This window comes from Spirochaetota bacterium, assembly GCA_035477215.1.
Classification (GTDB): Bacteria; Spirochaetota; UBA4802; order UBA4802; family UBA5368; genus MVZN01.
In genome coordinates this window covers 60337-71915 of the sequence record DATIKU010000032.1, presented here as the reverse complement: position 1 = coordinate 71915, position 11579 = coordinate 60337, and the positions used below count along the sequence as shown (strand labels likewise).

Here is an 11579-nt window from a genome sequence, read left to right as displayed (position 1 = left end):
TGGATAACGCTGTTTTGCTGACATTAGTTACCGGTGGTTGTACTCTAGCGGCATCTGTTTTAACGGCTTTAATTACTTTGAGAGTAAAAAAGAAAGAAGAAAAGATTTCTTCTCTTGAAGAAAAATTAGATACGAGGACTCATCAATTGTTAAACGCTCTGAAGAGCATTGATTGTTTTTATGAATTGGAACGAAAATATATCACTGAAATCTCTTCTTCGAAGAACATGGCGGAAGAAACTGTGAAACTAAGAATTCGCAAAGAAGTTCGTGACATGGGGTTGAATTTGCTGACGGATGGGCAGGTGGCGGTGAAGAGGCAAATTGAGATTATTGAGGCGAAAAGAGTATCGTATTGAAATATACAATTATATGAGTAGTTGCAAATCTCATGGATTAAATTGGGGTTTAAGGGGCGAAGCCCCTTAAAAAGCCCCCCTGCGTGGGTACCATGTGAGTGCGAGACGCATATTCAAAGACACGCCTGCGGCCCGGCCCATGCCGCACGAAACCAGTTATATGACCAAATCAATCGTGAAAATTAATAGCACTTTTTCAGTCGGTTAAGAAACAAGTCCAATGATTTTCAGGACAGAAAATGGGCCCCTTGCCGATGGCGCGAAGTCAACGCTGCGCCATATCGCTAATGCCGATGCCGCAAGAGAGAAGGCGTTCGCGCATTGACTTTCAGCCAGGGCGGGCTACCTGCGTTTTCACGGCACAATTAAAGACCTCGGCAAGAAAGACTTAGAGAAGTTAGTCAAACCCGATTCGCGAAACGAGGTCGTCCTGATCGTCCTGTACGATTGTGAGGCGGGTGAGGAGGAAATCGGAGCGGCGCGTATCGTTATGCTCATAGACGACCACACGGATTTCCCCATACGCCGCATCTCATCCCGGGCGGGTGTTTATTCCCAGTATTTCCTTCGCGTTGATGGAGAGAATACGCTCCTCAAGGCGCGCGTCCCCGCGGCAGGCGACCCGGACGGCGCGCAGTGCCGGGACGCGGTTGCCATAGGGCCAGTCCGAGGCGTACATGACCCTGTCCTCGCCGAAGGTCTTTACGAGCTTTCGAATTATGAATGGGGACTGAAAGCTTGTGTCCATCCAGATGTTTCGGCATCCCCTCAGCCGCTTCATCACCTCAGCCGACTGGAAGAGCCCGCTGTGGCCGATGATGAACCTGATCTTCGGGAAGGTCCGCACCATCTCCTCGGTGTAACGTATACTTCCGTATTCGGGAATGTTGCGCGAGCGGTCGTTTCCGAGATAATAGGACGATATGCCCGCATGGGTGAGCACCGGCTTGTTCAGAGGTTCGAAGCACTGGAGCGCCTCCATGACGCGCCTGTCGTCGAGCGGGATCTTCTGGATGATCGGGTGGAGCTTGAGTCCCAGCGCGCCGCGGTGCACATCCCCGGTCAGTTTCTTCCGGAAGTCGACGGTCGAAGAGAAGTCGATGCTGGTGAAGGGGAGGACGCGTTTGTCCTTTTTCCTCGCGGCGTCGAGATCGTCGAAACCGACATAAGGCTCGATCGGCAGACATACGGCGGCGTCCACACCCGCTTCATCGAGGGAGCGGGCCATGTTCTCGAGCGTGGCGGTGGCGTTTCGTGCGCGTTCGGCCCGGGTCACCCAGTACCGCGTTAGCCTGAAAGTGACCGGTCCGAGCCCGTAGGTACGCATGAGTCCTTTTTCGCTGACTGAGATGATATCGAACATCTTTTCCTTCGCCACTCCCTTCCGGTCGATCAGCCCGCCGCCATCGTAATTGAGGATGTCGCCCAGATGACTGTGAACGTCGATGATCACTCGGAATCCTCCTTTGTATCCGATTTGCGCACCGGGCCGACGCGATCGATGGCGCGCTAAAGCTCGCCCGCGGTCTGTGAAACGGCCCGCCCTATACTTTTCATCTCGTCGAGGCCCAGCGTCAGCGCGGGCCTTAGTACCACGCTGTTTTTCGCAACCCGCCCCGGCACGGCGAAGAGACCATGCTTCTTCGCCGTTATGCAGAAATGATTGGCCTTCGATTCGTCGGCGAACGATAACGAGAGTAAAAGCCCCGTTCCGCTCACCGACCGGATTACCTCGGGATACTTCCGTGCGACATCAAGAAAAAGATTGCGGAGCATATCGCCGACGAGGAGCGCGTTCTGCCAGGGCTTGGTCCGCTCGTAGACGTCCATCGCCGCGCACGCGACACGGCAGCCCACGTCGTGCCCGCCGAAGGTGCACAGGTGAATGAGCGGATGCGCGTCAAAAAAGGATTTGAGTTTGCGCGTGAAGGCGATACCCGTCATGGGGAAAATGCCACCGGTTATCGCTTCACCGAAGACGAGGATGTCAGGGACGATATTGAAGTGCTCGTAGGCGAACTTTTTCCCCGTGCGGCCGAACCCCGTCTGTGTTTCGTCAAACACGAGGATCGCCCCCTTTTTGCTGCACAGGCGGCGTATCTCCCTGTAATAACCAAAGTCCGCGGTGCGGCAGTGATTTTCGGCCTGCACCGGCTCAATGACGAAGGCGGCTGTCTTGCGGCTGATCGCTTTCCGGGCCGCGGTGATATCGCCGTAGGGAATCGTCGTCACTTCGGGAATAAGCTCCCCGAAAAGCCGTTTGTCCCCGCGATCGGAGAGGGTGAGCGCGAAACCCGTCTGGCCGTACCAGCCTCCGTCCACCGTTATGATATTCTTTCGTCCCGTGCGTCCCCGTGCGAGCTTACAGGCGGCATCCACGCCCTCTCCCCGAACCACCCCGAGGAGCATGCATTCCAGGTTTCCCGGGAGAAATTCATCCAGGCGCCGGCCGAGCATCGCCTTTTGCTCCGAGAGCATCACGAAGTTGCCCTGATCGATCTCACGCGCCGCGCTTCTCAATTCGGCGATGATCTCCCGGTTTCTCCTGCCGAGGTTGTACGTCCCGGCCCCGCCGTAACAGTCGAGATAGCGATTCCCGTCGTCGTCTACGAGAAAACTCCCCTCCCCGCCTCCTTCCATAAATGCCGCGCCATGGGACTGCAATTGCAAAATCAGTCCCGGGGACAAGACTTTTTGAGCCTCCTCCAATAGTGCGGCGCTTTTAGTATTGACGACACCAGTTGTCGTTGTTCCCATACCGATCACCTCCCACCGATTGGTTTTAATACTTCTTCGAGGTCGCGGACCAGGTTGAAAGCCACTATCTGTACCTTCAGGTTGTCGAAAACCTTTCTGAGCAACGGTATTCGGGCCAGCGGCATCATTAATACAAGATAGGGTTTCATCGCCTTAACCGCCCTTCTCATCTTCAGAAGTATCTCGTCGATATCTCCGTCGGTGGCGATGGTTGGTATCTGGAAGCGCATCACCTGCGGGGCGTTGCCCGAATAGGCCGCCCAGATTCCCTCCTTGGCAAGGCAGTCCGCAATGAGGGCGCCGATGAATTCGTACTTGTATTCCACGCCGATCATGAGCCCCCTGCCGCGCACCTCCTTCACGATCTTCGGATTCTCGCGGGTGATGGCTTCAAGCCCGGCCTTGAAACGGGCGCCGGTCCTGGCGGCGTTTTCCCAAATCCTGTTTTCCATCAGATAATCGAGCACCTTCGACGAAACGCTGCATCCGAGGTCCGAGCAGCCTCCGGAGGTTGGATGGAAGTCGGGATGGGCCTCGATGAATTTCGTCAGTAGCTCGATGTCGCGATAGACGATCGCGGCGTTCGGATAGAGCCCACCGCTGATGGATTTGGCGACCACCATGATATCGGGGATCACTCCTGAATGCTCGCTTCCCCAGAGCCTTCCGGTCCGGCCGAGGCCGGTCTGAATCTCGTCGAATATCAGCATTATACCGAGCCTGTCACACAGGGTCCGGAGACCTTTCAGGTATTCGTCGCTACCGACATGGATGCCCCCCTCGCCCTGAACGGGTTCGATGATCACCGCGGCCGTGTTTCGAGAGGCCAGCTTTTCCGCCGTCTGGAGGTCTCCGAAGGGCGCGAACCTGAATCCCGGTATGAGCGGTTCGAACAGGTGTTTGTAGTACTCCTTGCCGTTCGCGGAGAGGCTGAAACCCGAGTGCCCGTGATAGGCCTTGATCATCGAGATCACCTCTTTCCTTCCCGTAGCGCCGAGGGCGAGCTTTAGCGCGCCATCGATCGCGTCGGCCCCGCTGCCCGCGAAGACCATGCGGTTGAGGTCGCCCGGGCAGAGAGAGACCAGTTTACGCGCGAACTCGATCTTGGGCCGCGACAACAGGCCGAAGCTCCCCATGTCATACTTTTCGAGCGATTCCTCGAGAGCGGCGATAATCGCGGGATTGCCCCTTCCCACGTTGAAGCAACCGGCCGAGGTGAAGGCGTCGATGATCGTGCGGCCCGACTCCTTGTCCACGAACTTTATTCCGGCCCTGCGCTCCTCCTGCATGTCCAGGTGGGCACAGCGAAGGTACCGCACCTGGCCATGGGAGATGTGTTTGCCGAAAAGCTCGAGGATGCGGCTTTTTTCAGCCCGGTTTTTCTTGTTTGACAATCCCTTTGCCATGAAATTCCTCCGCCTTTATTTTTTATTCCGGCGAACGCCGGTCAGGCCTACTTCACGCCGAAGGTCTCCGCAACGTTTCGGCAGGTAAGGTCGCCCCGGCGTACATTGAGTCCTTTTGCCAGGGCATCGTCTTCAGCGAGGGCCTTCTCCCAGCCCTTGGCGGCGATGGCGAGGGCGTAGGGCAGGGTGGCGTTGGTGAGCGCCCAGGTTGACGTGCGCGGTACGGCGCCCGGCATGTTGGCGACGCAGTAGTGCACAACATTCTCCTCGATGTACATAGGCTCGTCGTGTGTCGTCGGCCTGCTTGTCTCGGCGCATCCCCCCTGGTCGATGGAGATGTCAACGAACGCCGCTCCGGATTTCATGGAGCCCAGCATCTTCCGCGTTATGAGTTTTGGGGCGCGCGCGCCGGGGATGAGCACAGATCCGATGACGAGGTCGGCCGCGGCCACACTTTCCTCTATATTCGACTGATTGGACATGAGCGTTGTCGCTTTCGAGTGGAACACGTCCGCAAGGTAGCGCAGGCGATTAAGGTCCACGTCGATGATGGTGACGCGCGCTCCAATCCCTACCGCGAGGTGGGCTGCGTTGATGCCCGAAATACCTCCTCCCAGGATAACGACCTCGGCCGGGCTGACTCCGGGCACACCCGACACCAGAAGTCCTCTTCCGCCGTTCTTCACCTCAAGACATGAACAGCCCATTTGTATCGAAAGTCTTCCCGCCACCTCGCTCATGGGCGCGAGCAACGGCAGGCTAAGGTCCTTCAACTGGACCGTTTCGTATGCGATACCGATAATTTTGCGTTCGAGCAGGCGGCGGGTTAAGACCTCATCAGCGGCGAGGTGCAGGTAGGTAAAAAGCACCTGGCCCTCGCGCATGCGGTCGAATTCGGGAGCAACGGGCTCCTTGACCTTGATAAGCATGTCCGCCGCGTCCCAGACCTCTTCGGGGGCGTCGAGGATGGCCGCTCCCGAGCGGGTGTATTCATCGTCCGCGAAACCGGAGCCTGTTCCGGCTCCTTTTTCCACGTAGACCGTGTGTCCCTGGCCGGTCATGGCCCTCACACCGGCCGGTGTGGCCGCCACCCGGTATTCTCGCGTCTTGATTTCCTTTGGAATGCCGATTTTCATAACAGCGCTCCATAAGTTTAGTGGTACGACTAACTAACATAAATGCCATAACTTGTCAATACTTTTACGCGGCGAGTATGCTATCCACATATATAGCGCGGTGGCGGGCGGGAGGGCGGATTCAAAGCGTATTGGACTTGACTTATCGGCGGGACCGAAGGGAATTGTGAAAGCGTGAACACACACAAAGAAGGACGATTCGCATGGATTGTCCGGTTATTATAAGGCAGAAACTAAACATGGCGAGAAAACGCGTCCAGGAAGAACGGCGTATCCAGATACTCGATGCTCTGCATCGTTGTCTGCTGATCAGGCCCTTTCACGGGACATCCATCAAGCATATCGCAAAAGAGGCAGGCGTCAACCACGGCGTGTTACATTACTATTTTGAGAGCAAGCAAGATATCCTGCTGACGTATATAGACTACGTTATCGACAGCTATAAGGCGCACTATGCTGAATGGTTTAAAACACTGGATGTCCCAGCCGCGGACGGGCGTCGCTTTCTGGAAGAGATTCTCGGCTATATGACCGAGCGAATCACGCTGAACAGGGATCTGTCGCGCGTCTTTATCGAGATATGGGAGATCGCCAGTTATGATAAAAAAGTACGGGCCAAACTCCAAAAAGTCTATATGGAATGGGTGCGCACGGTATCAGGCATACTCAAGGACATGGGGAAGAAGGAGGAGACCGTTTATCGTGTAAGCCGCGCACTTATTGTTTTTTTCGAGGGGATGGCGCTTTTTTCGGTCATCATGCCGCAGAAGGAGTTCAAGACTACGGATTTGCTCGTATGGTTCGAAAACTGGGTGATCGACAAGATCGACGAGTAAGAGCCGGGACCCGACTTCGCCGGAGTTTTATTGCGGAGTGCGGCAATCGTGGGAAATACGGACGATACCCCCGATGCGAATGAAGGCCCCGGCCGTTATAAGAGCGACGAGCTTCGGTGCTGCAAAAATTCGGTGATGGCATAAAAACGTGCAGGCGCGTATTGGGTGGAAACGCACCGGAGGCGGCCCGAATTTGAATCGATGAATGCCGGCAGCGGCCATTTTTATCTACTTGTAATTATCCCCAAAATAAGTATCAATAAAGCAGCAGACTTGGCGGAAATCCCGGGAATAATGGTTATTACCGCAGGGGTGGGGGATTCTCGCATACTTTCCCATGGACAAGTCTTTTAATAAACGGAGGAGGGCATATGCCATTACAATATGGGATATCGTGTACGAAACTTACATGTATCGTCGTTTTCGCCGCGCTGATGATGATCTTCCCGCCGATAATGCTTGACGCCAGCGACCTCTCCGACGCCACACACCTGCGGGAGCGCTGCGAGAAGGAGATCAAGACCCTCGAGGTGCCGGCGAAAAACTTCGGGGACGCCGCGGACCTCGCGTCGTTCGCGGAAGCGGAGAAACAGATAAAACTGGGCAAGGTCAAATTTATCCAGACGAAATACCGGGAGGCCATCGGGGTCTACAACGAATACCTGAAGATACAGTCGGTACTATACCACAGCCTGGCGAAAAAATACGTGGAGCGGACCGATACGCTCGTCGACGCAGTCGGTGTCGACCTGGTGGACCACGTGGACGACAAGAAGGTCGAAAAATACATGCAGCTGGCGAGCCAGAATTTAAAAGACGCCAGAACCGCGCTTGATTCACCGCACCCCAAGGGCGCGATCGACCTGTGCCGCACGGCGAAGAATTACGCCCTATCGGCCTATAAGCTTGTGGGCAAAGCGGCGCCGGCGCAGTACGACAAGGACGCGGCTGATAACGCGAACAATATAATCGGAAAATGACGGAAGCCACGTCCTGACGACTGCGCCTGCCCGAAGGCTCCTTCCGGTCGTTTTTAAAGAACAGGCCTCACCTTCATCGGCAAACAAAGAGGGCGCTTCTAAGCGCCCTCTTTGTAGCCACTTCAATAGGCGAAAACTTCCTTCAAAATGTGTATGCTATACCCAAATCAAGTGAATACTGTGACATTCTGGCCTCGTATGAGGCTATGAACTGTCCGGCCGCATTGCTGCCGGATATTTTCGCCTCCGGCGAATACATCCCGCCTGCATTCAAAGATAGATTCTTATTGAAATGAACGCCGAAACCGGCCGTGTAGTGGTATTCGGCGATGGCGGGAAACGCTACGTTCTCGAATGCCCTGTTTTTATCAAGCGGCATTTTGCCGTAGTTGAATCCCGTGCGAACATCGAACATCGGGTTGACGCTGTACTGCAGGCCCAGCTTGTAAACGATCTGATCGTCCCAGTTAAGATTCCACGCCATCGCACCTGTGTTCTCGGTGTATTCGGGAAGGTCTTTGCCGTTTGTATCGGACCACTGTATCCACTGGACATCGACGGCCAGAATCAACCCGTTGACGGGCATCACGGCCACGCCTAATGTAATGTTCCGGGGCTGGTTGAATTCAAGCTTGTCGCGTCCCGTGTCCGTATTGAATGCAAAATCCTGGAACAGGCTCTTGGTTTCATACGCCAGGCCGACTTTCAGCATTTCCACCGGTTTCACGGTGATTCCAATGGTTCCTCCGTACCCGAAAGAGGCCGCGCTCATGTGTTCCTGCTGGTCGGCCGGGAAACCCGCGGCTGTTCCGTTAGTGGCCGCAGAAAATTCCATGGTGGCGTACATAATGTTCACAACCGCGCCGACGGATATCATGTTGTTGATCTTATAGGCGATTCCCGGGGCGAAGCGCATCTGGCTGTAGCCGGTCGAGAGTACGCTCTGGTACAGGTTCCGCTCGTAATCGACACCCATCCCCGATATGCCGTATGCGCCGATGCCGAAAGTTATGTTTTCGCCGATCGGAACAATTAGACCGAAGGCGGGGACCGGGGAGGACCCCTTGTCTGATTCGACCGTCACTCCATCACCGACCATGACTCCCGGACCCGCCCCGGTCGCATTGTATTCCACGGCTGGGGCAAAATACGATGCGCCGAAGTCAATTCGAGCTTTCAGGTCGGTCATTCCCGCCGGGTTGGTAAGCAGAGACGCGGCGTCGAGAGCGGTGCCTACACTCACTCCTCCCATGGATCTTTGCACGGGACCGAATCCGATCATCCGCATGCCATTTGTCGCGAACACCTCGGTGTTGAGCATCAACAGGGCTCCGAGCACAATGCCCTGCACACGTTGTATCGTCATGCTGCCTCCTGTGAAGGTATCAATCGGAGCTGTCACGCAACTTCGAGCGAAAGCCAGCCCTATCCCGGCTGCAGCGCAAGAGCTCCAATATATTAGTATATACTTTAATGCTAACATACAAGGGGGTTCCGGGTTGTCAAGAATTTTATAATACAATTATATTATAATATTCTAAATATATAACAGATCTATTTTCTAACCGATTGTTCCGGTCGTGATGCTGGAAACGGCGTATGATCAAAATCAGTAAAAGCGATAACAGTGTATTTAATAATTGACTGTTTTAATGTATGGCGCTATTCTGGTTATTGGTCGGACCACTCGACCAATAAGTAGGAGGAATGCCATGACGATCGCCGCCAAAAAACTCGATCCGGTTACGCGAAGCCGCCTTCACGAGGAGATTGTAAGCCAGATGATCGGCCGGATCGTCGAGGGACGCTTCAGGCCCGGCGAGCGGCTTCCCGCCGAGCGCGAGATTGCGGCGAACCTCCAGGTGAACCGGGCGACGCTCCGTGAGGCGCTTAAAAAGCTCGAGGTGATGGGCCTTGTCGAGATCCGCCACGGCGATGGCATCTATGTGAAGAACTATCTCGAGAGCGGCAACCTCGAGCTCTTCAAGGCGATCGTGTACCTGGACGAGGTCTTCGATCCCGGCATTCTTGCCGACACGCTCGCCATCCGGAAAATCATTGTGCCGGAGATGGCGGCCCGGGCGGCCGCGAACCGCACCGACGAGCAGCTCGGGGAGCTCAAATCCATCGCCTTAGCCGAGGGCGAGAAGGACATGCTCGAGCGCGACCTCGGCGTGCATCACCTGCTCGCCCGCGCCAGCGGAAATTTACTATACATCTTCATTCTGAATTTCTTCAACCAGTTCTTCCGCGACCACGGCTACCTGTATTTCAGCGATCCCGAGAACCGGCGTCGCTCGGCGCGCTTTCACCGCGACATATACGGCGCCGTCGCGGCGAAGCAGACGGACAGGTCGCAGAAGATCATGACCGAGGTGTTGACCTATACCGAGGAAAAAATTTTCGCTTTTTATAAAATGAATTACGGCGCGCGAGGCGCGAAAAGGAGGTAAGCGATGGAACGATTCATCGAGAAACACAAGGGCGAGTTGTTCGATATCGTCATAATCGGAGGAGGAATCACCGGTGCGGCCGTGGCCTACGATGCCGCCTCGCGCGGGCTGAAGGTGGCGATGGTCGAGAAGAACGACTTCGGCTGGGCAACCTCCGCGGCGAACTCCAAGCTCATTCACGGGGGGCTTCGCTATCTGTTTTATCTGGAATACGGCCTTGTGCGCGAGTCGCTTCGTGAGCGGCGCATCCTCTCGAACATCGCGCCCAACTTCGTGTATCCAATCCCGTTCATGGTGCCCAATTACAACAAGCTTAAAAACAACAAGTACGTGCTTATGCTGGGGCTCACCATCTACGACGTGCTCGCCTTCGATAAAAAATGGACCTGGGACCGGAGCAAGCGCATTCCCAACCATTCGACCTTTTCGCGCAAAAAGACCCTCGCTATGGCCCCCGGTCTAAGGCAGGACGGCCTTACGGGATCGACGATGTACTACGACTGCCAGAGCATCACGCCCGAACGCTTAACCCTTGCGTTTATCAAGTCGGCCACGGAGCTGGGGGCGAAGGTTGCCAACTACTCGAAGGTTGAAGATTTCGTCTATCACGATGACAAACGGGTAGCGGGCGTCAGGGTGCGCGATCTTATTAAGAATAAAACGGTCGAGATTCGGGGCGAGCTTACGATCAACTGCGCCGGCCCGTGGGCGGACATCATCCTCAACGCGTCGAAGAACGGCAAGGACCTGCACCACATCCGACGCTCGGAGGGAATCCACGTCATTACACGGAGCCTGACCGACCGGGCGGTTACCATGATGACGCCGGGAGGGAGGCATTTCTTTATCATCCCCTGGCGGGGCCACTCACTCATCGGCACCACCGACAAAGAGTATGAAGGAGATCCCGATGATTATTGCGTGACGAAAGAGGGAATTGAAGATTTTCTTTCCGAGATCAACCGGTCGTTCGGTGACGGAAAAGTTTCGATAAAAGACGTTCTTTTCGCCTACGGGGGGCTTCGGCCTCTCGTGGACGATCAGACCGAGGGCACCTACGCGACCTCGCGCAAATACGAGATATACAACCACGCACTCGAGGGGCTCGACGGGCTCATCACCGTCGAAGGCGGCAAGTTGACGACCAGCCGTAACCTGGCCGTGAACGTACTCAAGATGGTGCAGGTGAAGCTGAAAAGGACGCTTCCTCCCTCGCGCACGGACAACGAATACCTTGCGGGATGCGAGATAGAGGACATGGAGCGCTTCGTTGCGGAGGCGGTTGAGGGCAATGCGGACTTCCGCGAGAGCACCGTGCGCTGCCTGGCCATGAACTATGGTACCGAGTATCCGAGGGTGCTTGCCATTGCACGCGCGGATAAATCGCTCGCCGTGCCGCTGAACGCCGACGGCGAGATCGGCGCCCAGGTCGTTTACGGCATTCGCAACGAGATGGCGAAGACATTGACCGACATCCTCATGCGACGCACGGGCCTGGGGACGCTTGGCGATCCGGGAGAGGCCGTTTTAAAGAAGATCGCGCGAGTCGCGGCGAAAGAGTTGAAATGGGACGAGGCGCGTGTTAAAAAAGAGATCGCGGCTGCGAAACAGACGCTCGCGGTCCCGCGATGATTGATAGAACGGAGGAGATG

10 protein-coding genes are annotated in these 11579 nt (G+C 55.6%); 5 read left to right on the top strand and 5 right to left on the bottom strand.

Annotation, left to right across the window (positions count from 1 at the left end; all coding sequences use genetic code 11):
* Positions 1-359 (top strand): hypothetical protein (locus tag VLM75_07505; protein ID HSV96765.1); only part of this gene is annotated, 359 nt, incomplete at its 5' end.
* Positions 360-891: 532 nt separating this feature from the next.
* Here VLM75_07505 and VLM75_07500 read toward each other — a convergent pair.
* The 4 genes from VLM75_07500 to ald all read right to left on the bottom strand — a co-directional run bounded on the left by VLM75_07500 (position 892) and on the right by ald (position 5658).
* Positions 892-1812, bottom strand: coding sequence for an amidohydrolase family protein (locus VLM75_07500; protein ID HSV96764.1), 921 nt, complete (start codon positions 1810-1812; stop codon positions 892-894).
* A 56-nt stretch (positions 1813-1868) separates the two neighbouring features.
* Positions 1869-2999, bottom strand: coding sequence for an aminotransferase class III-fold pyridoxal phosphate-dependent enzyme (locus VLM75_07495; protein ID HSV96763.1), 1131 nt, complete (start codon positions 2997-2999; stop codon positions 1869-1871).
* Between the two features lie 122 nt (positions 3000-3121).
* The gene (locus VLM75_07490) at positions 3122-4522 is read right to left on the bottom strand and encodes an aminotransferase class III-fold pyridoxal phosphate-dependent enzyme (protein HSV96762.1); all 1401 of its coding nucleotides are present in this window, start codon (positions 4520-4522) and stop codon (positions 3122-3124) included.
* Between the two features lie 47 nt (positions 4523-4569).
* Positions 4570-5658, bottom strand: a complete 1089-nt coding sequence (gene ald, locus VLM75_07485; protein HSV96761.1) for an alanine dehydrogenase — start codon at positions 5656-5658, stop codon at positions 4570-4572.
* Positions 5659-5897: 239 nt separating this feature from the next.
* Between ald and VLM75_07480 the strand changes: the two genes are divergently transcribed.
* Together VLM75_07480 and VLM75_07475 are read left to right on the top strand one after the other, a co-directional pair.
* On the top strand, positions 5898-6494 hold the full coding sequence (locus tag VLM75_07480; GenBank protein ID HSV96760.1) for a TetR/AcrR family transcriptional regulator: 597 nt from the start codon (positions 5898-5900) through the stop codon (positions 6492-6494).
* Positions 6495-6865: 371 nt separating this feature from the next.
* Positions 6866-7474: a hypothetical protein gene (locus tag VLM75_07475; protein HSV96759.1), complete on the top strand. Its 609-nt coding sequence runs from the start codon at positions 6866-6868 to the stop codon at positions 7472-7474.
* A 142-nt stretch (positions 7475-7616) separates the two neighbouring features.
* Here VLM75_07475 and VLM75_07470 read toward each other — a convergent pair whose 3' ends face one another.
* Positions 7617-8840: an outer membrane protein transport protein gene (locus VLM75_07470; GenBank protein ID HSV96758.1), complete on the bottom strand. Its 1224-nt coding sequence runs from the start codon at positions 8838-8840 to the stop codon at positions 7617-7619.
* A gap of 346 nt (positions 8841-9186) precedes the next feature.
* On the opposite strand from VLM75_07470, the gene VLM75_07465 reads away from it, so the two are divergent.
* Positions 9187-9927 carry a FadR/GntR family transcriptional regulator gene (locus VLM75_07465; GenBank protein HSV96757.1) on the top strand — a complete coding sequence of 247 codons (741 nt, stop codon included), beginning with the start codon at positions 9187-9189 and terminating at the stop codon, positions 9925-9927.
* A 3-nt stretch (positions 9928-9930) separates the two neighbouring features.
* Positions 9931-11559, top strand: a complete 1629-nt coding sequence (locus VLM75_07460) for a glycerol-3-phosphate dehydrogenase/oxidase (GenBank protein HSV96756.1) — start codon at positions 9931-9933, stop codon at positions 11557-11559.
* Positions 11560-11579 lie beyond the last annotated feature (20 nt).

Coding starts and splice junctions, on each gene's coding strand:
- VLM75_07495 (HSV96763.1), bottom strand. CDS start 2,999: ATGGAAGGAGGCGGGGAGGGGAGTTTTCTCGTAGACGACGACGGGAAT.
- VLM75_07480 (HSV96760.1), top strand. CDS start 5,898: ATGGCGAGAAAACGCGTCCAGGAAGAACGGCGTATCCAGATACTCGAT.
- VLM75_07460 (HSV96756.1), top strand. CDS start 9,931: ATGGAACGATTCATCGAGAAACACAAGGGCGAGTTGTTCGATATCGTC.
- VLM75_07470 (HSV96758.1), bottom strand. CDS start 8,840: ATGACGATACAACGTGTGCAGGGCATTGTGCTCGGAGCCCTGTTGATG.
- ald (HSV96761.1), bottom strand. CDS start 5,658: ATGAAAATCGGCATTCCAAAGGAAATCAAGACGCGAGAATACCGGGTG.
- VLM75_07465 (HSV96757.1), top strand. CDS start 9,187: ATGACGATCGCCGCCAAAAAACTCGATCCGGTTACGCGAAGCCGCCTT.
- VLM75_07475 (HSV96759.1), top strand. CDS start 6,866: ATGCCATTACAATATGGGATATCGTGTACGAAACTTACATGTATCGTC.
- VLM75_07490 (HSV96762.1), bottom strand. CDS start 4,522: ATGGCAAAGGGATTGTCAAACAAGAAAAACCGGGCTGAAAAAAGCCGC.